The 25,264-nt window shown below is 65.2% G+C and carries 19 protein-coding genes; 15 read left to right on the forward strand and 4 right to left on the reverse strand.

All coding sequences use genetic code 11. The annotated features are described in order from the left end of the window. Positions 1-10: 10 nt before the first annotated feature. A complete protein-coding gene (locus Q8R61_RS13770; protein ID WP_305538244.1) occupies positions 11-745 on the reverse strand; it encodes a Crp/Fnr family transcriptional regulator in 735 nt (244 codons plus the stop codon). A gap of 287 nt (positions 746-1,032) precedes the next feature. Here Q8R61_RS13770 and Q8R61_RS13775 point away from each other — a divergent pair, with 287 nt between their 5' ends. The 12 genes from Q8R61_RS13775 to Q8R61_RS13830 all read left to right on the forward strand — a co-directional run bounded on the left by Q8R61_RS13775 (position 1,033) and on the right by Q8R61_RS13830 (position 21,544). Next, complete coding sequence (locus tag Q8R61_RS13775) at positions 1,033-2,733, forward strand: ATP-binding protein (protein WP_305538246.1); 1,701 nt, start codon at positions 1,033-1,035, stop codon at positions 2,731-2,733. Further along, positions 2,730-3,554, forward strand: a complete 825-nt coding sequence (locus Q8R61_RS13780) for a response regulator (protein ID WP_305538248.1) — start codon at positions 2,730-2,732, stop codon at positions 3,552-3,554. The genes Q8R61_RS13775 and Q8R61_RS13780 overlap by 4 nt, the downstream gene beginning before the upstream one ends. A gap of 22 nt (positions 3,555-3,576) precedes the next feature. Next, positions 3,577-4,329 (forward strand): Crp/Fnr family transcriptional regulator, encoded by a 753-nt coding sequence (locus Q8R61_RS13785; RefSeq protein WP_305538250.1) that lies wholly within the window; start codon positions 3,577-3,579, stop codon positions 4,327-4,329. Positions 4,330-4,550: 221 nt separating this feature from the next. Next, positions 4,551-4,766, forward strand: coding sequence for a glycine zipper 2TM domain-containing protein (locus tag Q8R61_RS13790; protein WP_305538252.1), 216 nt, complete (start codon positions 4,551-4,553; stop codon positions 4,764-4,766). Between the two features lie 195 nt (positions 4,767-4,961). After that, on the forward strand, positions 4,962-5,177 hold the full coding sequence (locus Q8R61_RS13795; protein WP_305538254.1) for a hypothetical protein: 216 nt from the start codon (positions 4,962-4,964) through the stop codon (positions 5,175-5,177). Positions 5,178-5,436: 259 nt separating this feature from the next. Then, a complete protein-coding gene (locus tag Q8R61_RS13800; protein ID WP_305538256.1) occupies positions 5,437-13,962 on the forward strand; it encodes a glycoside hydrolase family 94 protein in 8,526 nt (2,841 codons plus the stop codon). A 244-nt stretch (positions 13,963-14,206) separates the two neighbouring features. Beyond that, a complete protein-coding gene (locus Q8R61_RS13805) occupies positions 14,207-14,626 on the forward strand; it encodes a hypothetical protein (RefSeq protein ID WP_305538258.1) in 420 nt (139 codons plus the stop codon). Beyond that, a complete protein-coding gene (locus tag Q8R61_RS13810; RefSeq protein ID WP_305538260.1) occupies positions 14,623-16,077 on the forward strand; it encodes an ATPase domain-containing protein in 1,455 nt (484 codons plus the stop codon). Before Q8R61_RS13805 ends, Q8R61_RS13810 begins: the two co-directional genes overlap by 4 nt. Before the next feature lie 28 nt (positions 16,078-16,105). Then, positions 16,106-17,848, forward strand: a complete 1,743-nt coding sequence (locus Q8R61_RS13815; protein WP_305538262.1) for a bifunctional diguanylate cyclase/phosphodiesterase — start codon at positions 16,106-16,108, stop codon at positions 17,846-17,848. Between the two features lie 132 nt (positions 17,849-17,980). Continuing rightward, the gene (locus Q8R61_RS13820; RefSeq protein WP_305538264.1) at positions 17,981-18,826 is read left to right on the forward strand and encodes a hypothetical protein; all 846 of its coding nucleotides are present in this window, start codon (positions 17,981-17,983) and stop codon (positions 18,824-18,826) included. Between the two features lie 101 nt (positions 18,827-18,927). Then, on the forward strand, positions 18,928-20,448 hold the full coding sequence (locus Q8R61_RS13825) for an NAD(P)H-dependent oxidoreductase (protein WP_305538266.1): 1,521 nt from the start codon (positions 18,928-18,930) through the stop codon (positions 20,446-20,448). A gap of 589 nt (positions 20,449-21,037) precedes the next feature. After that, complete coding sequence (locus tag Q8R61_RS13830) at positions 21,038-21,544, forward strand: SRPBCC family protein (protein ID WP_305538268.1); 507 nt, start codon at positions 21,038-21,040, stop codon at positions 21,542-21,544. Between the two features lie 120 nt (positions 21,545-21,664). Here the strand turns inward: Q8R61_RS13830 and Q8R61_RS13835 are convergent, their stop codons facing one another. The 3 genes from Q8R61_RS13835 to Q8R61_RS13845 form a co-directional block, all read right to left on the reverse strand. Next, on the reverse strand, positions 21,665-21,982 hold the full coding sequence (locus Q8R61_RS13835) for a chaperone modulator CbpM (protein ID WP_305538270.1): 318 nt from the start codon (positions 21,980-21,982) through the stop codon (positions 21,665-21,667). Positions 21,983-21,988: 6 nt separating this feature from the next. Beyond that, positions 21,989-22,927, reverse strand: coding sequence for a DnaJ C-terminal domain-containing protein (locus Q8R61_RS13840; protein WP_305538272.1), 939 nt, complete (start codon positions 22,925-22,927; stop codon positions 21,989-21,991). Between the two features lie 154 nt (positions 22,928-23,081). Next, the gene (locus tag Q8R61_RS13845) at positions 23,082-23,450 is read right to left on the reverse strand and encodes a TusE/DsrC/DsvC family sulfur relay protein (protein ID WP_305538274.1); all 369 of its coding nucleotides are present in this window, start codon (positions 23,448-23,450) and stop codon (positions 23,082-23,084) included. A 457-nt stretch (positions 23,451-23,907) separates the two neighbouring features. On the opposite strand from Q8R61_RS13845, the gene Q8R61_RS13850 reads away from it, so the two are divergent. Genes Q8R61_RS13850 through folE form a run of 3 tightly spaced genes read left to right on the forward strand, consistent with a single transcriptional unit; the run spans position 23,908 to position 25,254 of the window. Next, a complete protein-coding gene (locus Q8R61_RS13850; RefSeq protein ID WP_305538276.1) occupies positions 23,908-24,099 on the forward strand; it encodes a CsbD family protein in 192 nt (63 codons plus the stop codon). 31 nt (positions 24,100-24,130) lie between these two features. Next, positions 24,131-24,562: a PRC-barrel domain-containing protein gene (locus tag Q8R61_RS13855; protein ID WP_305538278.1), complete on the forward strand. Its 432-nt coding sequence runs from the start codon at positions 24,131-24,133 to the stop codon at positions 24,560-24,562. A 50-nt stretch (positions 24,563-24,612) separates the two neighbouring features. Next, positions 24,613-25,254, forward strand: coding sequence for a GTP cyclohydrolase I FolE (folE, locus tag Q8R61_RS13860; protein WP_305538280.1), 642 nt, complete (start codon positions 24,613-24,615; stop codon positions 25,252-25,254). Positions 25,255-25,264: the final 10 nt, after the last annotated feature.

Raw genomic sequence — 25,264 nt, forward strand, 5'->3', positions numbered from 1 at the left:
GGATCGGGGCTTACGAAGTGCCGCGCTGAGGCAGCAGGCGGTCGAACTCCCGCTTGACCACGGCATAGCACTCGCACACCCGTGCCTCCAGGCCCGCCCGGTCGCGGACGATGATGCGGCCCCGGTGGTACTCGATCAGGCCGGCGCGCTGCACGTTGCCGGCGGCTTCGGTCACGCTTTCGCGGCGCACCCCGAGCATGTTGGCGATCAGTTCCTGCGTCATGACCAGTTCATTGGTGGGCAGGCGGTCGAGGCTGAGCAGCAGCCAGCGGCAGAACTGCTGGTCCAGCGAATGATGGCGATTGCACACCGCCGTCTGCGCCATCTGCGTCAGCAGCGCCTGGGTGTAGCGCAACAGCAGGTCATGGAATACCCCGGCACGACGCCCGCCAGCACGGTGGAATATTTCCTTCAGCAACTGTCCCTTGAGCCGGTAGGCATGGCCAGAGCTTTGCACCACCGCCCGGCTCGGTGTGGTTTCGCCGCCCATGAACAGGGATACGCCCACCACGCCCTCGTTGCCGACAACGGCGATTTCTGCGGAGGCCCCATCCTCCATCACATAGAGCATGGATACGATCGCATCGACGGGGAAATAGACGTAGCGCATCTGCTCGCCGGATTCGTAGAGCACCTGCCCGAGCGGCATCGGGACCCGTTCCAGATTGGGAAGCAAGCGCACATATTCCTCCTCCGGCAACGCAGCGAGCAAACGATTCTGGTGGGGATGAAACAGATCTGACATAGGCACTCCTGACACTCGGGTCGCAGTTGGCACCTGATGCGCTGCACCCATCGATTATTTCAGCGCAACAATACACGACCGTCCGCCTGCTGTCCCGGATGGATGCCGTTCCGAATCGCGGCTATGTGTGCCAGCGCACAGATTGCCGGGCGCAATAACGCGATGATCCGGACTCCAGCCGGGCACGCGCCGCGCCAGCCCCTGTACGGCCATGCCATCCGGCCTTGCCGGCATCCGCAGACCCGGCCTTGCTCCGCACCGCCGCACGCTTTTCACGGAACGCCGCCATGTCCGAAACAGTCAACGCCTCCTTTCTTGCCGACGCCGCCGGCCCGGCGGCCGGCGGCGTCGAAACGCAGCGTCAGCAAGCCCTGCTCAAAACGGGCACCTTGCAGAACGCGATCCTGACCAGCGCCAATTTCGCCATCATCGCCACCGACGACCAGGGCATCATCCAGCTGTTCAATATCGGCGCCGAGCGCCTGCTCGGCTACCACGCCGCCGAAGTCGTAAACCAGCGCAGCCCGAGCGAGATGCACGATCCGCAGGACGTGATGGCGCGCGCGCAGGCGCTGAGCAGCGAACTCGCCACGCCGATTGCGCCCGGCTTCGAGGCCCTGGCCTTCAAGGCTTCACGCGGGATCGAGGACGTTTACGAGACGACCATCATCCGCCGGGACGGCAGCCGCTTTGCCGCCAAGGTATCGATCACGGCCTTGCGCGACGCCGCAGGCGAACTCATCGGCTATTTGCTGATCTGCGCCGACAACTCCGTGCGCAAGCAGGTCGAGGCCAAGCTGAACGAGGCGCTGGCCGCGGCGGAAACCGCCAACCGCGCCAAAACCGATTTTCTTTCCGGCATGAGCCATGAGCTGCGCACGCCGCTCAATGCGATTCTCGGCTTTGCCCAGCTGATGGAATCCGGCTCGCCGCAGCCGACGCTCGCCCAGCAGCGCAGCCTCGATCAGGTGCTGAAGGCGGGCTGGTATCTGCTGGAACTGATCAACGAGATTCTCGACCTCGCGCTGATCGAATCGGGCAAGGTGACGCTGTCGCAGGAACCCGTTTCGCTGGCCGAGGTGATGCTCGAATGCCGGGCCATGATCGAGCCCCAGGCCCAGAAGCGCGGCATCGGCATGCGGTTCCCGCGCTTCGACACGCCCTGCTTCGTCAAGGCGGACCGCACCCGGATCAAGCAGGTGCTGATCAACCTGCTGTTCAATGCCATCAAATACAACACGCCCGGCGGCAGCGTGGTCGTCGAGCTGCTGCCGGCGCCGCCGGACGCGTTGCGCATCAGCGTGCGCGACACCGGCGCCGGGCTCGCGCCCGAGCAGCTTGCCCAACTGTTCCAGCCGTTCAACCGGCTCGGCAAGGAAGCCGGCGCTGAGGAAGGCACCGGCATCGGCCTGGTGGTGACCAAGCGGCTGGTCGAGCTGATGGGCGGCGTCCTCGGTGTCGACAGCAGCGTCGGCATCGGCAGCGTGTTCTGGGTGGAACTGGGGCTGAGCGCGGCCCCGGATCGGGCGGTGCTCGCTGCCACCGACCCTGCCCTGAAGCAGCCGCGTCTGCCGGACGGCACGCCGCTGCGCACGATTCTCTATGTCGAGGACAACCCGGCCAACCTCGATCTGGTCGAACAGATCATTGCGCGCCGAGCCGACCTGCGGCTGCTCTCGGCGGCAGACGGCCAGCTCGGCATCGAGTTTGCGCGCGCCTACCAGCCGGAAGTGATCCTGATGGACATCAACCTGCTCGGCATCAGCGGCCTCGAAGCGATGCACGTGCTGCGCAACGATCCTCTGACCGCGCATATCCCGATCATTGCGATCAGCGCCAATGCGCTCGCCAGCGACATCGAGCATGCCCTCGCCGCGGGCTTCTTCAATTACCTGACCAAGCCGATCAAGGTCAACGCCTTCCTCGAGGCACTGGACGTGGCACTGCGCTACGCGCAAACCCAGGCGGCTGAAAAGGGGCAGACATGAGAATCAGCGAACCGGACCTCCTCAATGCCCGCATCCTGATCGTCGACGACCAGGAATCCAACGTCATGCTGCTCGCGCAAATGCTGAGCGCGGCGGGCTACACCCAGGTGAGCTCGACCATGGATCCGCACGAGGTATTCGCGCTGCACCGCAGGGATCCCTACGACCTCATCCTGCTCGACCTGCAGATGCCCGGCCTGGATGGTTTCCAGGTGATGGAGGGGCTCAAGACCAACGATGCGGAAAGCTATCTGCCGGTGCTCGTGATCACGGCGCAGCCAGGACACAAGCTGCGCGCGCTGCAGGCCGGCGCCAAGGACTTCATCAGCAAGCCGTTCGATCTGGTCGAAGCCAAGGTGCGCATCCACAACATGCTGGAGGTGCGATTGCTGTACAAAAAACTCGACGACTACAACCAGGTGCTGGAGCAGACGGTGCTGGAGCGCACCGCCGAGTTGCGCGAAAGTGAAGCCCGCTACCGCAGCCTGACAGAACTGGCCTCGGACTGGTACTGGGAACAGGACGAGAACATGAATTTCACCAAGGTCTCGGGGCCGGTGCTGGAAATGCTCGGCATCCGGGTGGGCACGCTCGGCGAGAATAACGGCGGCGACCAGGTTGCAGGCTGGGATCCGCAAGAGCGGGCCGTGCTGCAGGCCACCATTGCCGCGCGCCAGCCCTTCCTCGATTTCGTATACAGCCGCGTCAATGCCGATGGCTCGCACCAGCGCTTCAGGGTCAGCGGCGAACCCATGTTCACCCAGGCCTGCCGCTTCATCGGCTACCGTGGCATCGGCGTTGAAATCATCACCCGCAAATAACCCCCGCTTTATCCCGCACCCCATGACGACATCGCACCCTAGCCAGAACCACCTGCTTGCTGCCCTGCCTGCTGAGGAATTCGAGCCCCTGCTTGCCCACCTGGAACGGGTCGAGCTCGCGCTCGGCGACATGCTCTACGAACCCGGCAGCCAGCTGCGGTACGCCTACTTTCCGACCAGCGCCATCGTCTCGCTGCACTACGTCATGGCATCCGGCGCCTCGTCCGAGTCGGCCGGCGTGGGCAACGAAGGCGTCGTCGGCGTCTCGCTGTTCATGGGCGGCGACACCACGTCCAGCTCGGCCGTGGTGCAGACCGCCGGCGTGGCCTACCGGATGCCGGCCGCCACGCTGCTGCAGGAATTCAACCGCGCCGGCCTGTTCCAGCGCCTGCTGCTGCGCTACACCCAGGCACTGATGACGCAGATGGCGCAGACCACGGTCTGCACGCGCCACCACTCGGTGGAACAGCAGTTGTGCCGCTGGCTGCTGCTGACGCTGGACCGCCTGCCGTCGAACCAGTTGGTCATGACGCAGGAGTTGATCGCCAACATGCTCGGCGTGCGCCGCGAAGGCATCACCGAAGCGGCCGGCAGGCTGCAGGATGCGGGCGTGATCAGCTACCGCCGCGGCCACATCGCGGTGCTCGATCGCAAGGGACTCGAAACCCGCGTCTGCGAGTGCTACGGCGTGGTGAAGGCGGAACTCGATCGCCTGCTGTGCGACGTGCGTTACCGGCAGGACAGCGACACCCCGACACACGCCGTGTCGGAATGACGGCATGACGCGCGGGGCGCGCGTGCGACCTATGTTCGATAGCAGACAGACGGCGACGCGCGCATTCCCTATCCTTGTCGCATCTTAACCAGCACGCGTGCACTCCCTGCACCGTGGCCATGCGCACGGCCCCCGGCGGTGCGCGCCTGGTGAAGACAGGTGCCTGCCCGGCGGGATCGAGGTTCCGCCCCACCCAGGTTCACCTCATCCAAGGAACGCTCATGAAAACCCTACAGAAATTTGCAATCGGTACTGCGGCCGCCTCCCTGATGCTGGGCCTGGGCGGTTGCGCCGGCATGTCGTCGCAAGACAAGAGCACGGCCGTCGGTGCCGGTGTCGGTGCCGTCGGCGGCGCCGTCCTCACTGGCGGCAGCGCAATCGGCACCGTGGGCGGCGCAGCCGTCGGCGGCGTCATCGGCCACGAAGTCGGCAAGTGATGCAGGCCGTCCCGGTACGCGCCGGGACGCCTGCACAGACAGGCAGGCGTCGCACGCATCTGGATTGCCGGTGCCAGTATCCGTTCGCAATCCGTTCTATGCTGATAAGCGCAGCCCGATCAAGGCGAGCCGCCGGCCCGGCGCGCGTCCCGGACGCGTGCCGCATGCACTTTTAATCAACTGGAGAAAACAAAAATGAATGCAATCAAAATGTTGGGTATCGCGCTGATGGTGGCGGGCGGCCTCGCCCTGTTGTATGGCGGGTTCACCTATACCCAGGACACGCACGAAGCCAAGCTGGGGCCGATCGAACTGTCGGTCAAGGACAAGAAGACCGTCAACATCCCCATCTGGGCCGGTGTGGGGGCGATCGCGGTGGGTGCATTCCTGCTGTTTGCACGCAACAAATAGGCTGCGAATGCTCACGACCGGCATCCGCCTGGTGCGGAATGCCGGTCGTGATGCGTTTGCGGCCCGGCCAGACGCCGCGGTGATCCTCCCGCGAAGTGGCCTGCGGGGAACGCTTTCCCGCAGGTCGGTGCCTCGGTCCGTGCCGCGCTGACCCGACACACGAACACGTCATACGAACAAGGAGCAGGTCATCAAAATCAAAACGTTCGGGTTTCCCTCAGGCAGGCGGAATGCCCTGCGTCGCGACCGCGACACCGAATTGCTGCGCTCGGAACTGTTCAGCATCGAGCAGTTGAAGCGCCACGCCGTCACGCTGGCAGGCAAGCACCGGATCGACACCCACACCGGCCCCGATCGCCTGCTGCCACGGCTGGCGGACAACGAGCGCGTCCTGCTCGCCGCCTACGACGTCGTGACCGCCGCGGCCCTGCCGGGGCAGCGCATCGTGCCGGCCGAAGCCTGGCTGCTCGACAACTTCTACCTGATCGAACAGCAGATCGGGCTGGCGCGGCGACATCTGCCACGCGGCTACAGCCGGCAGCTGCCGCGACTGGCCGAGGGCCCCCTGGCCGGTTTCCCGCGCATCTACGACCTGGCGCTCGAACTGATCTCCCACATGGACGGCCGCGTCGACAGCGACAACGCCACCCAGTTCATCGCCGCCTACCAGACCATCGAACCGCTGAAGCTGGGCGAATTGTGGGCCTTCCCCATCATGCTGCAGCTGGCGCTGCTGGAAAACCTGCGCCGCGTCGGCGTGCGCATTGCGCAGCGACGCGAGGAGCGAGATGCCGCCATCACCTGGGCGGACCGCATGCTCGCCGCGGCCGAAACCGATCCCAAGCAGCTGATCCACCTGCTGGCCGCCTTCGCCCATGCCGACGTGCCGCTGACCGCCCCGTTCGTCGAAGAGTTCTACGACCGGCTGCAGGCGCAGGGGGCCGCCATGGCCTTCGTCCAGACCTGGGTCGAACAGAAGCTGCTCGAACAGGGCGTGACCGCAACCGAGTTGTCGGAGACGGCTGGGCGCGTTGCCGCGGCCAACCAGATTTCCATCGCCAACAGCATCGGCAGCCTGCGTTTTATCGGCGCGATGGACTGGAAGCAGTTCGTCGAATCGCTCAGCGTCGTCGAGCAGACCCTGCGCGAAGACCCGCTGGACAACTACGCCCAGCAGGATTTCGCCACCCGCGACCGCTACCGCCACGTGGTCGAGGACGTGGCGCGCCGCAGCACCGTGAGCGAATGGGCGGTGGCGCGCGAAGCCATCACCCTCGCGCAGACCGCGGCCGCCCAACACGGACCGGAGGCGCGCAGCGCGCATGTCGGCTATTACCTGATCGATCACGGCCGCCCGCAGCTGGAACGTGCAGTCGCTTGCCGGCTGCCGTTGAAATCCCGCATCAGCCGCGCCGGTCGGCATCTGCGCCTGTTCGGCTATCTCGGCCCCATCGCGCTGCTCACCGCAGGCGTCGTCGCCGTCGTGCTGTCCGCGCTCGGTGGCGTCGACCTGCACGACCCGCGCGGGTGGCTGCTGGCACTGCCGCTGCTGATTGCCGCGTCCGCGCTGGCCGCCCCGCTGGTGAATCTGCTGGTCACGCTGGTGATGCCGCCGCGCGCGCTGCCGCGTCTGGATTTTTCGCATGGCATCCCGGACCGCCACCGCACCATGGTGATCGTCCCCACCTTGATGATCCGGCCCGAGGACGTCGACACCCTGCTCGAAGCGATGGAGATCCGCTATCTCGGCAACCGCGATCCCAACCTCTTCTTTGCGCTGCTGACGGATTTTGCCGATGCGCCCGAGGAAACACTGCCGGGCGACGCCGCGCTGCTCGAGCATGCGCGCACCGCAGTCGAGGCGCTCAACGAAACCTACCGCGACGACCGCCCCTGCATCTTCTATCTGTTTCACCGGCCGCGGCTGTGGAATCCCTTCGAACGCGTCTGGATGGGCTACGAGCGCAAGCGCGGCAAGCTGGAGCAGTTCAATGCCCGGTTGAGGGGCGAGGCGCAAACAGCGTTCTCCGACATCGTCGGCGATCCGTCGCTACTCGAATCCATCCAGTACGTCATCACGCTGGACACCGACACACAATTGCCGCGCGACGCGGCGCACACGCTGGTCGGCAACCTCGCGCATCCGCTCAACCGGCCGGTCTTTGACGCCGCCAAAGGCCGCATCGTCGAAGGCTACGCGATCCTGCAGCCGCGCGCCTCGATCAGCCTGACCAGCGCCGGGCAGTCGCGCTTTACCCGGCTGTTCGCGGGCGACTCGGGGCTCGATCCCTACACGCGCGAAGTGTCGGACGTCTACCAGGACGTGTTCGGCGAAGGCTCCTTCGTCGGCAAGGGCATCTACGACGTCGACGCGTTTCGCCAGGCGGTCGACGGCCGCTTTCCGGATAACCTGATCCTCAGCCACGACCTGCTGGAAAGCGGCTATGCCCGTTCGGCCCTGGTGACCGACGTCGAACTGATCGAGGAACATCCGGCCAGCGTATCAAGCGAAGCCAGCCGCCGCCACCGCTGGATACGCGGCGACTGGCAGCTGGCCGGCTGGCTGCTGCCGTGGGTCCCGGGGCCGTCCCTGGGTGCGAAGACGAAGCGGCAGGCCAATCCACTGTCGGCACTGTCGTGGTGGAAACTGTTCGACAACCTGCGCCGCAGCCTGGTGGCGCCTGCGCTGCTGATCCTGCTGGCCGGCGGCTGGCTGCTGGGCCCGGGGCCCGCGTGGCTGTGGACCCTGCTGGTGGTGACGGTGGTGTTTCTGCCTTCTGTGCTGTCCAGCCTGATCGAGCTGGTGCGCAAGCCGGATGAACGCGACTGGCTGGTGCACCTGAATCTGACCGCAAAATCCGCCGGCCGCCCGCTGATGCTCGCACTGCTGAACCTCGCCTTCCTGCCCTACGACACGCGGATCGCCCTCGGCGCAATCCTGCGCTCGGGCGTGCGCATGCTGTTCACGCGGCGCGGCCTGTTGCTGTGGCAGCTGCCCGCCTACGCGCGCCGCAACGCACGGCAATCGCTGGGCGATTTTTTCCGCGAAATGTGGACCGCGCCGCTGCTCGCGCTGGTGCTCGCGGTGGCGCTGGCCGCCACGCTGCCACTGTCCGCACCCGCGTGGCTCGCCGCAGCGCCGTTGCTCCTGTTGTGGCTGCTGTCGCCCGTTGCCGGCTGGTGGATCAGCCGCCCGCTGGCTGCGCCCGTCCCCGGCCTGAGCGCAGACCAGGAGGCCTTCCTGCGCAGCGCGGCCCGTCGCACCTGGCGCTACTTTGCCGACTTCGTCGGCCCCGCGGACAACTGGCTGCCGCCCGACAACTTCCAGCAAAAACCGGCGCCGGCGATCGCCTCGCGCACCTCGCCCACCAACATCGGCATGTCGCTGCTGGCCGACCTGGCGGCGGTCGATTTCGGCTATCTCACGGTAGGCGAATGCCTGCAGCGCATCGACAACACGCTGGCCTCGATGGAGAAGCTGGAACGCTACCGCGGCCATTTCTACAACTGGTACGACACCCGCACCCTGCAGCCGCTGCACCCGCAGTACGTGTCGTCGGTGGACAGCGGCAACCTGGCCGGCAGCCTGCTCACCCTGCAGGCGGGACTGGCCGAACTCAAGACCCAGCCGGTGCTGGCGGCGCTCGCCCTGCAGGGACTGCAGGACACGCTGACGGTGCTGGCCGAACAACTGCCCAGCGCCCCCGCGCCCGAGCTGGCGAAAAAAATCGCCCTGCTGCAGGACAGCCTCCACGGTCTGCTGCAGGACGGACCGCCGCAGACGCCGGAAGCCGCCACCCGCGTACTCGAGAAAATCCAGCGCGTCGGCGGCACGCTGGCCGAAGCGGTGCCGACCGAAACCGGCATCGAAGACGAACTGTATTACTGGGCGCGCGCCTTCGATCTGCAGGTGCGTGCGCTGCGCGACGAGCTGGCCACGCTGGTGCCGGGCGCCTGGAAGGGCAGCGCGATGCCGACCCGGTTCGAACTGGCCGGCGCCGGCACCCCCGCACAGGCGCAGATCGAGCGCATCGATGCGCTGATCCTGCGCTGCCGCGCGCTGGCGGCAATGGATTTCGAATTTCTCTACGATGCCGCATGCGGCCTGTTGACGATCGGCTACGACGTCGGCGAGCGGCGCCGCGATCCATCCTGCTACGACCTGCTGGCGTCGGAAGCGCGGCTGGCGAGCTTCCTGCTCATTGCGCAGGGACAGCTGCCGCAGAAGCACTGGTTTGCGCTCGGTCGCCTGCTCACCAGCCACGGCGGCGAGGTCAGCCTGATCTCGTGGAGCGGCTCGATGTTCGAGTACCTGATGCCGCAGCTGATCATGCCGAGCTATCCCAACACCCTGCTGGAGCAGACCTCCAAGGCGGCGGTGGCGCGCCAGATCGAATACGGCCGGCAACGCGCGGTGCCCTGGGGCATTTCCGAGTCCGGCTACAACGCCACCGACGTCAACCAGGTCTACCAGTACCGGGCATTCGGCGTGCCGGGCCTCGGCTTCAAGCGCGGGCTGGGTGACGATCTGGTGATCGCGCCCTACGCCAGCGCGCTGGCGCTGATGGTGATGCCGCGCGAAGCCTGCCGCAACCTGAAGACGCTGGCCGATCTGGGCTTTCTCGGCGCCTATGGCTTCTACGAGGCGATCGACTACACGCCCACCCGGGTGCCGCGCGGCAAGCCGCATGCCATCGTGCGGTCGTTCATGGTGCACCACCAGGGCATGAGCCTCTTGGCGTATGCGCATGTCCTGCTCGGCCAGCCGATGCAGCGCCGCTTCATGTCCGACCCGCTGGCACGGGCGACCGAACTGCTGCTGCAGGAACGGGTGCCGAAGAAAGGTGCCACGCTGCACCCGCACGCGGCCGAAGTCAGCGCCGCCGCGCGCCCACCCAGCGCGGACGTCGGCTCGATCATGCGCGTGTTCACCGAGCCCAGCACCCAGCTGCCCGAAGTGCATCTGCTGTCGAACGGCCGCTACCATGTGATGGCGACCCACGCCGGCGGCAGCACCAGCCGCTGGCGCGACCTCGCCATCACGCGCTGGCGCGAGGACGCCACCACCGACGGCTGGGGCACCTTCATCTATCTGCGCGACCGCGCCAGCGGCAAGTACTGGTCGACCGCGCATCAACCCACACTCCAGCGCGCCGACCACTACGAAGCGATCTTCGTGCAGGCGCGTGCCGAATACCGGCGGCGCGACCATGCGATCGAGGCGCACACCGAGATCAGCGTGTCGCCCGAGGACGATGTCGAGATCCGTCGCGTCACCCTCACCAACCAGTCGTCACGCAGCCGCCGCATCGAGGTGACGAGCTACGCTGAAGTGGTGCTGGCGCCATTGAATGCCGACCTCGCGCACCGCGCCTTCAGCAACCTGTTCGTGCAGACCGAAATCCTGCCCGAGCGTCAGGCGATCCTTTGCACCCGGCGTCCGCGCACGCCGGGCGAACAGGTGCCCTGGATGTTCCACCTGCTGGCCGCACCGGGTGCCAAGAGCGACGCGCCGAGCTTCGAGACCGACCGCGCCCGCTTCATCGGCCGCGGCCGCAGCGCGGCCAACCCGAAGGTGCTCGAGAGCCGCGACAGCCCGCCGCTCTCGAACACAGACGGTTCGGTGCTCGATCCCATCGTGGCGATCCGCCGCACCCTGACCCTGGCGCCCGACGAATCGGCGAGCGTGCAGATCATTTCCGGGATGGCCGACACGCGCGAAGCCGCGCTGGCGCTGGTGGAAAAATACTGCGACCGCCATTTCGTCGAGCGCGCGTTCGAGATGGCCTGGTTCCAGAGCCAGGAGGTGCTGCGCCACCTCAACGCCACCGAAGCCGATGCGCAACTGTTCGGCCGCATGGCCAACTCCGTCGTCTTCGGCAATGCCATGCGCCGCGCACCGTCCGGCGTCATCGCGCGCAACCAGCTGGGGCAGTCCGGGCTGTGGCGTTTCGCCATCTCGGGCGACCTGCCGATCGTGCTGCTGCACATCGGCGACCTCAACCGCATCGACCTGGTCAAGCAGGTGTTGCAGGCGCACGCCTACTGGCGCATGAAGGGGCTGGCCTCCGACCTGGTGATCGTCAACGAGGATTTCTCCGGCTACCGCGCGGTGCTGCATGACCTGATCATGGGCCTGATCAACGGCGGTCCCGAAGCGCACATGATCGACAAGCCGGGCGGCGTCTTCGTGCGCCGCGCCGAAGAACTGACCGAAGACGAACGCGTGCTGCTGCAGACCGTGGCCCGCATCGTGTTCAGCGACACCGCCGAAACCCTGATCGAGCAGGTGGATCGCCGCGTGTCGAGCGAACGGGCATCGGACCGCCTCGAACCCACGCTGCAGGCACTTGCCGAGCCGGTCTATCCGCTGCCGCAACGCGAGCGCATTTTCAGCAACGGGCTGGGCGGCTTCACGCCCGATGGCCACGAATACGTCATCACCCTCGAACCCGGCGAGAACACGCCGCTGCCCTGGGTCAACGTCATCGCCAGCCCGCACATCGGCACGGTGGTAAGCGAAAGCGGCAGCGCCTACACCTGGGCGGAAAACGCGCACGAGTTCCGCCTCACCACCTGGCACAACGATGCGCTCTCCGATGCCAGCGGCGAGGCGTTCTACATCCGCGACGAGGAAACCGGCGCGTTCTGGTCGCCGACACCGCTGCCCGCGCGCGGCAAATCCGGTTATGTGTGCCGGCACGGTTTCGGCTACAGCGTGTTCGAGCATTACGAAGCCGGCATCTCATCCGAGCTTTATACCTACGTCGCCATGGACGCGCCGGTGAAGTTCGTCGTGGTCAAGCTGCGCAACACCTCGCAGCGCACGCGCAGCCTGTCGCTCACCGGCTACTGGGAGCTGGTGCTCGGCGAATGGCGGCACGCCAACCAGATGCACATCGTCACCGAAACCGATCCGCCGAGCGGTGCGGTGTTCGCCCGCAATGCCTATGGCCGCGAGTACGCCGGCCGCGTGGTGTTTGCCCATGTCAGCGAACGCGAGCGTTCGGTGAGCGGCAACCGCACCGAGTTCATCGGCCGCAACGGCTCGCTGGCGCGTCCGGCGGCGATGCGCCGCAAGCGCCTGTCGGGCCGGACCGGCGCCGGCCTTGATCCGTGCGCCGCGATCCAGACCCGGATCGAGCTGGCCCCCGGTCAGGACCGTGAGATTGTGTTCGTCTTCGGCGCGGCCGCCCACGCCGACGAGGCGCGGCATTTCATCCAGCGCTTCGGCCGCCGTGCGGGCGCACGGCAGGCGCTGGAAGCGGTGTGGGAACACTGGAACCGCACCCTCGGCGCGGTCAACGTGGACACGCCCGACCCCGCGCTCAACGTGCTGGCCAACGGCTGGCTGATCTATCAAACCCTGTCGTGCCGGCTGTGGGGACGCAGCGGCTATTACCAGTCCGGCGGCGCCTACGGCTTCCGCGACCAGCTGCAGGACACCATGGCGCTGATCCACGCGACGCCGTCGCTGGCACGCGATCAACTGATCCTGCATGCCGGGCGCCAGTTCCTCAAGGGCGACGTCCAGCACTGGTGGCATCCGCCCAACGGCCAGGGCGTACGCACCCATTTTTCCGACGACTATCTGTGGCTGCCCTACGCCACCTGCCGCTATGTGCGTACGACCGGCGACACCGGGGTGCTCGACGAGTCCATCCATTTCCTGGAAGGCCGCGAGCTGTATGCGGAAGAAGAGGCCTACTACGACCAGCCGCAACGCTCGCCCGAAGCGGCCAGCCTGTACGAGCACTGCGTGCGTGCGCTGAAGCACGGCCTGCGCTTCGGCGCCCACCAGTTGCCGCTGATGGGCTGCGGCGACTGGAACGACGGCATGAACCTGGTTGGCAAGGACGGCCGCGGCGAAAGCGTGTGGCTGGCGTGGTTCCTGCTCGAAAACCTCGAGCTGTTTTCCGGCCTGGCGCGCGACCGCAATGATCAGGAGTTTGCCGAGCTGTGCAGCGCGCAGGCGGCCCGGCTGCGCAGCAACATCGAGGCCCAGGCCTGGGACGGCAACTGGTATCGGCGCGCCTGGTTCGACGACGGCACCCCGCTGGGCTCGGCCAGCAACGATGAATGCCAGATCGACTCGATCAGCCAGAGCTGGTCGGTCATCTCGAAAGGCGGCGACCCCCGGCGCGCGCAGCAGGCGATGGCGGCGGTCGACCAGCGCCTGGTGCGGCGCGACAAGCAGATCATCCAGCTGCTCGACCCGCCCTTCGACAAATCCGCGCTGGAGCCCGGCTACATCAAGGGCTACATCCCCGGCGTGCGCGAGAACGGCGGCCAGTACACCCATGCCGCGATCTGGACCACGATGGCGTTTGCCATGATGGGTGACACCGAACGCGCCTGGGAATTCTTCGCCATGCTCAATCCGATCCTGCACGGCGACACGCCGGAGACGATGCAACGCTACAAGGTCGAGCCCTACGTCATGTGCGCGGACATCTATGCGGTGGCGCCGCACACCGGCCGCGGTGGCTGGACCTGGTACACCGGCGCGGCGGGCTGGATGTACCGGCTGACCGTGGAAACCCTGCTTGGCCTGCAGCTCGAAGTCGACCATCTGCGCATCTCACCGTGCATCCCGGCCGACTGGGATGCCTACAAAGTCCATTACCGCTATCGCGACACCGTCTACCACATCAGGATCCGTCGCGACGGCGAGCCCGCGGGGCAGGCGACCCGCGTGACGGTAGATGGTGTCGAACAGCACGACGCGCGCATCCCGCTGATCGACGACCGCCGGGAACACCACGCCGAGGTGATCCTGGGCTGAAGGGTCCGCCCGGCTGCAGGCGGCGGACTGAAGCCCGCATGGCGTCTGCCTCTGCGCCTATGTGCGTGAACGCACAGACCCTATGAGGCTGGCGAGGGACAATTAATCAGATCTAAATGTCCGGCTTACTCGTCGGCGGCAAAGGGATGTACAGTGGGTGCCGGAAAACGTTTCTCCGCCTATCCAGGCGACCCACGGTGCAGAGACGAGGTCATCATGTCAGTCGGTTATTTATATTTTTCTTATGATGGAAACCCCTGACCCGCAGCGGCACCAGATCATTGACCGCCTCATGGCGCAGCACCCCGAGGGGGCGGATACCGTGAGTGTGCTGTGGGAGAAGCTGGCGACCGAGGTCAGTTCGATCGTCGGTGCAGGCGGATTCGATTCACTCTACGAACGAAGCGTATTTCTCACCCAGTCAACCTTTCCCTGGCTTGCGGCCGGCGCGTCGTCAGCGCAGGCTGATCACCGGTTCACGTCATTGAAAACCAGTCTGGCGGCCCAGACGCCGACGCACGCCAGCGAAGCCAATCGCCTGCTGCTGGTCACTTTCACCGACATCATGGCCTCGCTGATTGGCGAGGCGCTGACGACCGGAATTTTACGTTCGGCCTGGGGCGATGCCGCAGCGGACAAGAACGGCGAGGAGCTGAAAAAATGAGTAGCAAGGTCACGATACGTCGCCTGCCTTCGGGAGTGCCCGGCCTGGACAACCTGCTGGGCGGCGGTCTGCCGGAGTTCTCGTTCAACCTGATTGCGGGCACGCCGGGAAGCGGGAAAACGACGCTCGCGCACCAGATGATGTTCTCGCTGGCCACCCCGGAATACCGGGCGCTGTTCTTCACCGTGCTCGGCGAGCCCACCCTGAAAATGCTGCGCTACCAGCAGCAATTTGCGTTTTTCGATCACGACAAGATCAATCAGTCGATTCGCTTCGTCAACCTGGCGACCGAGCTGCTGGAGGGCGATTTCGACCGCGTCCTGGCGCGCATCGCCGCCGAGGTGAAAGACTTTGAACCCAGACTGGTGTTCGTCGACTCGTTTCGATCCGTCGTGCAGTCGGGCCGTCCCCAAGACGGGAATGTGTTCGATCTGCAGCACTTTGTGCAGCAGCTCGGCATGCAGATGACCAGCTGGCAGGCCACCACCTTCCTGATCGGTGAATACCTGGCGCCCGAATCCGAATCGAGTCCGGTCTTCACCGTGGCGGACGGCATCCTGTGGCTGTCGCAAAACCTGCATCGCAATTCCATGGTGCGCAAGATGCAGGTGGTCAAGATGCGTGGCCAGGCCCAGGCGCCCGGTTTGCATACCTTCCGTATCAGTGAGGCCGGCGTCCAGGTTTTTCCACGGGCGATCGTCCAGCCGCACGAGGCAGTCGGACCGGCTCCCGCGGGCGGCACGGAACGGGTTTCCATGGGGGTCGCGGGCCTGGACGAGATGCTGGGGGGCGGTTTGCCGGCCGGTTATTCGCTGCTCGCAGTCGGCCCCTCGGGTTCCGGGAAAACCATCCTGTCGACGGCATTTCTCGCCGAAGGGGCACGCTGCGGCGAGACTGGCGTGATCGCGGCGTTCGAAAAAAGTCCGAGCCAGCTGCTGAACAACAAGTTACATGCGCTGGTGAGTGCCGGGCAGGTGGGGGTGATCGACACGCGTTCGCTGGATTTGTCGATCGATGAAACCCTGCATGACCTGATCGAGATGATCCATAGGATGCAGGCCAAGCGCGTCGTCATCGATTCGCTGTCGGGTTTCGAGCTGGCACTGGCGCCCGAGTTCAGCGAGGATTTTCGCGGTTCGCTGTACCGGATGGTGGCCGAACTGACCAGCATGGGCGTGACCATCCTGATGACCTCGGAACTGGAAGACCGCTACACCGATTTGCGTTTCAGTCCGTTTGGCAGCGCGTTTCTCGCCGATGCCATCCTGGTGCAGCGCTATGTCGAACTCGCGGGCCAGCTCAGGCGCGTCTTCTCGGTCGTCAAGGTGCGCGGCAGCGACCACAGCAAAGACATCCGGCTGTTCGACATCAACGACGAGGGCATCGTGATTGGCGAGTCCTTGTCCGAATACGACGGCATCATGACCGGTCATCCCAGGATCGGTTCCTAGCGTGGACAGCCGCGTAAGGGAGGGGGCAATGAACAGCCAGGACAAGGACGGCGCGTCTGATACAGGTGAATCCGACACCCCCGGTCAAACGGACACGCGCAGGGATCAAACCCGCCTCGCCGCCGAGGACGCTGTTCTAAGTCGGGAGAAATCGGCGGACTTGCGTGAAGATGCCGCCAACTTGCGTGAAGATGCCGCGGATGTGCGTGAAGATGCCGCCAACCTGCGTGAAGACGCGGTCCATCTGCGCGAGGACGCGGCACATGCACGCGAAGCATCCGCCACATCGCGCGAGCAGGACCTTGGCTCGGGCGACGCGCAGACCGCGTCCGATGATCACATTTCCAAGCTGCGGCAGGCGAACGAACACCTGGTCATCGCGACCATCGAAGCGAGCGTGATGGCCGAGGAAATCCAGGCCGCCAAAGATACGCTCGAGCATCTGGTCCATTACGACACGCTCACCGGCCTGCCGAACCGGGCACTGCTGCAGGACCGGCTGGGTCAGGCCATCGAGCTGGCCCGCCGCCAGGACAGGCAGCTGGCAGTGATGTTCATCGACCTGGATCAGTTCAAGCCCATCAACGATTCCCTCGGACATCTGGTGGGCGACCAGCTGCTGCAATCGGTGGCCCAGCGCCTGGTGGGAAGTGTGCGCCACTCCGATACCGTCAGCCGGCAGGGCGGCGACGAATTCGTCCTGCTGCTGCCCTATATCGAACACGCTGCAGACGCGGCGCTGTCGGCGCAAAAAGTGCTCGCGGCACTGGCGCCGCCTCACCATCTCGCCGAACACGAGCTGCATATCGGCGCGAGTATCGGCATCAGCATCTACCCCGACGACGGCCGGGATGCGGAAACCCTGATCAAGTGCGCAGACACCGCGATGTACGATGCCAAGGCCGGTGGGAGCAACAGTTACAAATTCTTCGAGCCGCGCATGAATGCCCAGGCAATCGAGCGGCAATCCATTGAAGCCAGTCTGCGCCTCGCGCTGGAACGGCAGGAATTCGTGCTGCACTACCAGCCGAAAATCGATCTTCAGCGCGGCACGACAACGGGCGTCGAGGCGCTGATCCGCTGGCAGCATCCGCAACGCGGGCTGCTGGCGTCCGCGCAGTTCGTGCCGACAGCCGAAGCGTGCGGCCTGATCCTGCCGATCGGCCGCTGGGTGCTGCGCGAAGCCTGCAGGCAGGCCCAGGCCTGGCTGCAGGCTGGCTTGCCGCCTGTCACGCTCTCCATCAATGTCTCCACGGCCGAGTTCCTTGCGGCGGATTATCTCGATAACGTACGCGCGGCCCTCGAGGAAGCGCATCTGGAACCGCGCACACTGGAACTCGATCTGACCGAGGGCGTTCTGATGCGCGACGTCGCGTCCACCGAACCCGTACTGCATGCGCTCGCCGACCTGGGCGTCAAGCTCGCGGTCGACGACTTCGGCATCGGCTATTCCAGCCTGCGTTCTCTAAGGACGTATCGGATCGATACCCTGAAGATCGACCCCTCGTTCGTCAGCAGGATGATTGGCAATGCGGACGATGCCGCCATCGTCTGCGCAGCGATCAGCCTCGCCCGGTCCCTCGGGCTGCGCGTCAGCGCGGAGGGCGTGGAGACCGTCGAGCAGGCTCGGTTTCTTCGCGACCGGCAGTGCGACGAGGCCCAGGGCGATTACTTCGCCCGTCCGCTGGCGGCCGACGCACTCGCCGCCCTGCTGCAGACCGGTACCGTCCACGCATTTCAGCCCACCGCCGGGGATAGGCCACCGCAGTGACGCGGGGCTGAGGCGGGCCTGTGTGTCGCAGCGCACAGATCGACCGGCACGGCAGCGCTAGGATGAATGGTCAGGCAATGGGGTCGCATTCTGCGCGACGCCGGTTGCCGCCCTCAAACTGGAGGTCACACCATGCCGAACATTCGCACCCTCATCCTTGTGCTGGGGCTGTCGCTGTCCCCGCTGGCGACTGCCGCGGTCCAGGTCAGCATCAGCATCGGCGTGCCGGCCTACCCGCGGCTCGTCGTCGTCCCCGGCTATCCGGTCTACTACGCGCCGCAAGTGCAGGCGAACTACTTCTTCTATGACGGCATGTACTGGGTGTATCAGGCGGACAACTGGTACGCGAGTTCCTGGTACAACGGTCCCTGGTGGTATGTGGAGCCCTATGCCGTGCCGGTGTATATCCTGCGCGTTCCGGTACGCTACTACCGCCAGCCGCCGGCCTACTTTCGCGGCTGGCGTCCGGATGCGCCGCCGCGCTGGAGCAATCACTGGGGCCGTGAGTGGCAACAGAAGCGAAGCGGCTGGGACACCTGGGACCGCCGCGCCGCCCCACCGCCGGCGCCGCTGCCCGCTTACCAAAGGCTGTATTCGGGCGACCGCTACCCGCGCCAGATCGAGCAGCAGTACCTCATTCAGCAACAGCGCTACCCCTACCAGCCGCGCGATCCCGTGGTGCAGCAGCGCTACCAGCAGCGCGAACAGGTCCGGCCGTCACAACGCGTCCCCACCCAGCAGAACAGGCAGGACGCCACCAACGGTACGCGCACGCAAACCCAGCAACGCGACAACGTTCAACGGCCCGCCGCATCCGTGCGACCCGATAACGGCGTGAACCCGCGCGATACCCGGCAGGGCCCCCAGCCCTGGCTGGACCCGCGCGAGCCCCAGGCACGGGATGGCCGAACGCAGGACAGGACCGCGCCGCCACCGCACAGCCGCGACCCGGCCCAGCGGAACGACGGGGAACGTTGACGCAACGCGTCGCCTTCCTGCTCGCCCACGGCGTGGTGACGTGAACGCCGGATAGCCGAACAAGGCGGCCGATACGCTTGAACGCCTTCGGAGGGCCGCTCATGAACGTACTCATCATTCTCGGACATCCGCGCACCGACAGCCTGTGCGGGGCACTGGCGGACGCCTACGGCGCGGGAGCGCGGGCGGCAGGCACCGACGTTCGCCGCCTCGATCTGGCGACGCTCGATTTCGATCCCGACGTCCACACCCCGTCGCCCAATCAGCAGGATTTTGAAGCGGACATCCGCGCCGCCCGCGAACTGATCCTGTGGGCCGAGCATCTGGTGTTCGTCTACCCGACCTGGTGGGGCACCCTGCCCGCGCTGCTGAAGGGCTTTCTCGACCGTGTGCTGACGCCCCATTTCGCGTTCATTACCTGCGAGGGCGGCACTGGCTACCAGGGTCTGCTCGGCGGCCGATCCGCACAACTGATCACCACCATGGACACGCCGCCGCTGATCCACCGCCTGGTCTACCGGCAACCCGGCCGCAATGCGATGGCGCGGGCAACACTAGGCTTCTGCGGCGTCCGGCCCGTGCGTTCGCTGGTCTGCGGTTCGGTCAAGGACTCCACCCTGCAGCAACGGCAGCAATGGATCGAGCAGGCCCGCCGTCAGGGACGCGCGCTCGAACAGGGCCGCATCACGCGGTGGGAACAGCTTCGACACAAGGCCGCCGCCTGGCTCAAGGCCATGCGGCTGCAGTTTTATCCCATGACCTGGCTGGCCTACACCGTGGGCGCGCTGGCCGCGTTTCCCGCGGACGGCGTGTTCGGCAATCCGCTGTTCTGGATCGGCTACCTCTGCCTGTTTCTGGGGGAGGTGGCCACCGTGCTGATCAACGAAGTGGTGGATTTTCCGAGCGACCGCAACAACCGCTTCTTCAGTCCTTTCACCGGCGGCTCGCGCGTGCTGGTGGAAGGCCTGCTCAGTCGGCACGAACTGCAGATCGGCATCGCCGTGACGCTGGCAGGCGCCGTCGCCAGCGCGGCATGGCTGCTGACCCTGACGCCGGCCGGCACGTCCGCGGTGCTGTCGGTGCTGGGCGTGATGGCGATCCTGGCCCTGGGCTACACCGCGCCGCCGCTGAAACTGTGCTATCGAGGCCTGGGGGAGCTGGACGTGGCGCTCACCCACAGCATCGTCGTCATCCTGTGCGGCTACGTGTTTCTGGGTGGCGCCTGGAATGACCCGCTTCCGTGGCTGCTGGGCCTGCCGCTGCTGCTGGCGATCGTGCCGTCGATCACCCTGTCTGGCATCCCGGATCTGGAAGCCGACGCAGCCGTCGGCAAACGCACCCTGGCGGTGCGCCTGGGGCAACGCGGCGCGCTGTGGCTTTGCCTGGTGTTTACCGTGCTGGCAGCCGGGGCCACGCTGATGGCGCAGGTGCTGAACATGGCGGGGGGCGCGTTCGCGGGCATCGCCTACGTGGTCATACCCCACGCGATCTGGCTGGCGTGGCTGTTGCGCAAGCGCATGGAATCAGGCAAACCGCCGGGCCGCATCGACGGATTGATGGCGGCCTCGCTGACATACGTCCTGTGGTTCGGGCTGTTTCCGCTGCTCAGGCTGGCCGGGTAAGCGTTTGATCCGCCGTCATCAGCGCAGAAGATCGACGCAGCCGCCTGCGGGGCTGCCGCGTCAACCTGCTCGGGCTTTAGCGCAATCCAAAGAACGACAGGATTGCGATGATGATGACGATGGCGCCGACGATGTAGACGATGTTGTTCATGAGATGCCCCTTATGTGAGATAAAAATCCGTGCGTTTAAAAACGGACCCGAACGGGATGTGCGCTTCTCTGCCCACCCCCTAACAGTACCCTGTGCCATCCAGCGCCGCTGTAAGCGCCCATAACGTCAATGTGTCCGACTACCGCTTGCCGGGTTGACGGATCACTCCGCATCCCCTTGTGCTGCCTGCCTTCCGGCGGCGAGCGGCAGCCCCGGACCCGGGGCGCGGCGTCGGCGTGAAGCCGTTCAAATACCGTGAATCATCGTCGCGCGATTCGACGACATTGCCGTATCCTTGCCTGCATTATTCCGCAGCAAACGGCAGACTTCTGTACGGCAGCGCACATTGAATCCGATCGCCGGCTTTCAGCTGTTGCGGTCCGCTCCCCGCTTGGCCTGGCTGCGGCCGTTTCACTTCCGTTCTGCATTGGAGATCTCGTGGCGCACTATCACTTGCTGACGATCTGGCGCATCCAGGCGCCGCTGGATTCGGTCTATGCCGCCATCCACAACACGCCCGGCTGGACCGACTGGTGGCCGGGCGTGATGAAAGTGGAAAAGCTTGCGGCCGGCGACGCCGACGGTATCAACAGCGTGCTGCGCTACGTCTGGCAGGGGCGGCTGCCTTACCGAATGGTGTTCGAGGTGCGCGCCACCCGCATCGAAGCGCAGGTGGCCATCGAAGGCACGGTCCAGGGCGATCTCGAAGGTGTCGGCCGCTGGCGTTTTGCGCACGCGGGCGCAGTCAGCACAGTGCGCTACGAATGGCATGTGCACAGCACCCGCTGGTGGATGAACCTGGTCGCACCATTTGCCCGCCCCCTGTTTATCCGCAACCACGGACACCTGATGCAGCAGGGGGCGGAAGGCCTCGCGCGGATGCTGGGTGCGCCGCTGCTGAGCCAGGAAAACATTGACCTGAAAGCCGGCGTCACGAACGTCTGACAGACGCGGTGATGCCGAGAACGCAGTGCGCACGTTGAAAGGCGTCGCAGTCGTGATCGAGGGCTCGCACCCGTGCATGACCACGCGGGGCCGTTGAGCAACACCTGAGCAGGTTATCGTTCAGCGCGGTCCTAGGCGTTGCTGATGCGCTTGCAGCGCTGCGATTTCATCCAACAAATCCAGCGCCAGCGCCACGCCGGGCGGATTGATTTCCAGATCGCGGGTGAGCCACACGGCCAGTCGTGCGCGATGCAGGGACGCACCGGTGAAACGCCAGTCCTGCGGTGTTTCACCGAGCGGCTCGAGCACCCCCTCCACGACCCAGGCGACCACGTGCTCCCGGGAGGCGCAACACGCCTGACACAAGTCTTCCAGTGTCAGCGGGATATCCTCTTCGACGATCAGGCCATGGAAGGATTGAATGTCTGTTGTGCTCATAACGGATCAGCCTTTCATTGGCGCGCGCGCATTGAAATCAAAGGCTTCGGCCATTGCGCGGTAGGCCGCCTGCGCCTTTTCGCTGACGGCCGGTGGCAAGACGATTTTCAGCACAGCGTATAGATCGCCGGGCGCCTTGCCCGGAATGCCTTTGCCCTTCAGCCGCAGTTGCCGGCCCGCCGCCGATCCCGCCGGAATCGTGAGTTGCACCGATCCTTCGGGCGTCGGCACGGTCAGCGAACAACCGAGCGCGGCCTCCCAAGGCGCCAGCGGCAAATCCAGATAGACATCCGGGCCGACGACGCGGAATTGCGCGTGCGGCTTGAATTCAATCTCCAGAAACAAATCGCCGGGCGGCCCTTCGCCCACGCCCGGATCGCCCTGCCCGGCCAGGCGCAAATGCTGGCCCGCACGAATGCCCTTGGGGATGCGAACGTCGAGCTTGCGCTCCCGCAGCGCGATGCGCCCGTGCTCATCCGGCACCGGCATCCGCAGTGAGATGCTGCGCTGGGCGCCCTGGTAAGCGTCTTCCAGATCGATCAACACCTTGGCATGGTGGTCCTCGCCGCGGGCATGCATGCCGGGCCGTTGTCTGCCTCGAGCCTGGCGTCCAAACAGCGCTTCGAAGAAGTCGCTGTGAGTCGGGCCATTGCCTGATCCGAAGTCGCGCCCGCTGAATTCAAATCCGGCATCCCAGTCAGGCGGCGGCTGGAAATCCTGTCCGGCCTTCCACTGGCTGCCAACCTGATCGTAGGCCGCGCGTTTCTCGGGATCCTTCAGGACGGCATAGGCCTCCCCCAGTTCCTTGAAACGCACATCGGCATTGGCATCCTTGCTGACATCCGGGTGATATTTACGGGCCAGCTTGCGGTAAGCGCGCTTGATGTCGTCCTGGGTCGCATCGCGCGGCACCCCAAAAATTTCATAGTAATCCTTGAATTTCATGACGGCCGCTGTGTAGGTCAGATTAAGTGAGCGACAGCAATGACCTGCTGTTTTGAGCCAAGGGCCCGCACCGAGAATAGGTAAACGCTTTCTCGCCGCCCATCGGAACCCGCTACGAGCGGGCTTCCCTCATCGTTCCGCTGCACCTTGGAACTCAGACCGCGCTGCCCATGCCCTGATCCCGGGTTCCTGCGGGCGGTTCCACGCCGGCAAGCAGACAACCTTGGGCCAGGGGGCCCTCGGGGAACAACTGGTAGAGATACTTGATGCCGCCTTCGGCATGAAAATGCTCATCGAGCGCATCGTGCAGGTCGCGCGCGTTCAGAGCAGGTTCCGCATTCTGTGTACACAGTTCCTGCAAGGCACGCACGACCTCCCAGTGCGCCTCAGTCAGTTCCAGCCCTTCCGTTTGGGCGACTTCCTCGGCCTGTTCGAGAGACCAGTCGGAGGGGGCATGGGGGAAACCCGGAATGGGCTGGGTTTCGAAGCCAGGACGTACAAAATCCTGAGTTGCATCGTTCATGATCGTGCTCCTATCGTTCAATCAGGTTTCTGACAGTAGGGCAAGGAGTGACTCTCTGTGGCAGCCCTCATCACCGGTCTGCTTTCGCGGCCGCCGCTGATTCACTTTAGTCCACATTGGAAGACACCGTGGCGGAATGTCGCTTGCTGACAATCAGGCGCATCGAGTGAATGAATCGGGTCGCGCCATCTGCCCATACCCTGTTTATCCGCAACCACGGACGCCTGATGCAGCAGGGCGCGGAAGGTCTCGCGCGGATGCTGGGTGACCGCTGCTGAACCCGGAAAACATCGACCTGAAAGCCGGCATCACGCGGGTCTGACAGACGCGGTGATGCCGTCACGTACGCTGGCGTACAGAACTTGCCGCGAAATCGGGCTATCAATAGATCTGTGGCGAGCGCCGCGCAGTGCGCGTTGTGCCTGACGCCACGCCCCACCACTCCAAGGAGCACATCATGAACAAGGACCAGGCAAAAGGACGCGTCAAGGAAGTACAGGGCAAGGCCAAGGAAATCACCGGCAAGGTGATCGGCGACAAGTCCATGGAATTGAAAGGCAAGCTTGAACGCGCCGGTGGAAAAGGCCAGGGCCTGTATGGCGACGTCAAGGCCAATCTCAAAAAGTCATCCGAACGGACGACCCGCTGAGCCGCGCGGCCCCCCCGACAGGAAACATGAAATGAATATGCCCACTCACGAAACCGACCGCATTCAGACGGACAGCCCCAGCAAGGGGCGCCACCCCCCCACGCTATTCGGCGCAAAAGCTTTTCTCGGGGACGAGGTCTACAATCGTAGAGAAGACCGGCTGGGGATACTCAAAGAATTCATGCTGGACCTCCACAGCGGCAGGATCTGCTATGCCGTCATGTCCTCCGGAGGTTTCCTGGGGGTGGGTGAAAAGCTGTTTGCGATCCCTTGGCGCGCATTGACGCTTGATGCGGAAAACGCGTGCTTCGTGCTCGACATCACTGAAGAGCGCCTGAGGAATTCGCCGGCTTTCGACAAGCGACATTGGCCTGACATGGGCGATGCCGGCTGGATGAAAGACATCGACACGTTTTACGGCGTTTTGCCGGACGCCCGCTCGGGAAAGGACATCACCCTATAAGCAGCGCGCGCGTTCTGGTGAAGGCATATCCATACGAAAGGCACGTCCAGATGAGCAAGAAAAAGGCCACACGCCCCCCCGCTGCACCCACGCTTCCGGACCGCCCCGACCGCGGCGAGGCCGAGAACGCAGTGCGCACGCTGATCCGCTGGGCGGGTGACGACCCGGATCGGGAAGGCCTGCTCGACACGCCGTCGCGCGTCGTGCGGGCCTACGAGGAGTTCTTCGCCGGCTATCTCGAGGATCCGGTGCAGCTCCTGTCGCGCACCTTCGGCGAGGTGGATGGCTACGACGAGATGGTCGTGATGACCGACATCCGCTTCGAAAGCCATTGCGAGCACCACATGGTGCCCATCATCGGCAAGGCGCATGTGGCCTACCTGCCGGGCCGCCGGGTGGTGGGCATTTCCAAGCTGGCCCGGCTGGTCGACCTCTATGCCAAGCGGCTGCAGATCCAGGAGCGCATGACGGTGCAGATTGCCGACACACTGAACGACGTGCTGCAGCCGAAAGGCGTCGCCGTGGTGATCGAGGGCTCGCACCAGTGCATGACCACGCGCGGCGTGCACAAGCCGGGCTCGGCCATGGTCACCAGCCGCATGCTCGGCGCGTTCCGCGACGATCCCTCCACCCGCCGCGAGTTTCTGGCGATGATCGGTCGCAGCGGCGTGGGGCCATTGAACAATTCATAAATGGCGCAAT

It is taken from the genome of Thiobacillus sp. (assembly GCF_030696885.1).
GTDB lineage: Bacteria > Pseudomonadota > Gammaproteobacteria > Burkholderiales > Thiobacillaceae > Thiobacillus.

Bases quoted from the DNA above. Each gene is read 5' to 3' on its own strand.
- Q8R61_RS13770 (WP_305538244.1), bottom strand. From the start codon at position 745: ATGTCAGATCTGTTTCATCCCCACCAGAATCGTTTGCTCGCTGCGTTG.
- Q8R61_RS13775 (WP_305538246.1), top strand. From the start codon at position 1,033: ATGTCCGAAACAGTCAACGCCTCCTTTCTTGCCGACGCCGCCGGCCCG.
- Q8R61_RS13780 (WP_305538248.1), top strand. From the start codon at position 2,730: ATGAGAATCAGCGAACCGGACCTCCTCAATGCCCGCATCCTGATCGTC.
- Q8R61_RS13785 (WP_305538250.1), top strand. From the start codon at position 3,577: ATGACGACATCGCACCCTAGCCAGAACCACCTGCTTGCTGCCCTGCCT.
- Q8R61_RS13790 (WP_305538252.1), top strand. From the start codon at position 4,551: ATGAAAACCCTACAGAAATTTGCAATCGGTACTGCGGCCGCCTCCCTG.
- Q8R61_RS13795 (WP_305538254.1), top strand. From the start codon at position 4,962: ATGAATGCAATCAAAATGTTGGGTATCGCGCTGATGGTGGCGGGCGGC.
- Q8R61_RS13805 (WP_305538258.1), top strand. From the start codon at position 14,207: ATGATGGAAACCCCTGACCCGCAGCGGCACCAGATCATTGACCGCCTC.
- Q8R61_RS13810 (WP_305538260.1), top strand. From the start codon at position 14,623: ATGAGTAGCAAGGTCACGATACGTCGCCTGCCTTCGGGAGTGCCCGGC.
- Q8R61_RS13815 (WP_305538262.1), top strand. From the start codon at position 16,106: ATGAACAGCCAGGACAAGGACGGCGCGTCTGATACAGGTGAATCCGAC.
- Q8R61_RS13820 (WP_305538264.1), top strand. From the start codon at position 17,981: ATGCCGAACATTCGCACCCTCATCCTTGTGCTGGGGCTGTCGCTGTCC.
- Q8R61_RS13825 (WP_305538266.1), top strand. From the start codon at position 18,928: ATGAACGTACTCATCATTCTCGGACATCCGCGCACCGACAGCCTGTGC.
- Q8R61_RS13835 (WP_305538270.1), bottom strand. From the start codon at position 21,982: ATGAGCACAACAGACATTCAATCCTTCCATGGCCTGATCGTCGAAGAG.
- Q8R61_RS13840 (WP_305538272.1), bottom strand. From the start codon at position 22,927: ATGAAATTCAAGGATTACTATGAAATTTTTGGGGTGCCGCGCGATGCG.
- Q8R61_RS13845 (WP_305538274.1), bottom strand. From the start codon at position 23,450: ATGAACGATGCAACTCAGGATTTTGTACGTCCTGGCTTCGAAACCCAG.
- Q8R61_RS13850 (WP_305538276.1), top strand. From the start codon at position 23,908: ATGAACAAGGACCAGGCAAAAGGACGCGTCAAGGAAGTACAGGGCAAG.
- Q8R61_RS13855 (WP_305538278.1), top strand. From the start codon at position 24,131: ATGAATATGCCCACTCACGAAACCGACCGCATTCAGACGGACAGCCCC.
- folE (WP_305538280.1), top strand. From the start codon at position 24,613: ATGAGCAAGAAAAAGGCCACACGCCCCCCCGCTGCACCCACGCTTCCG.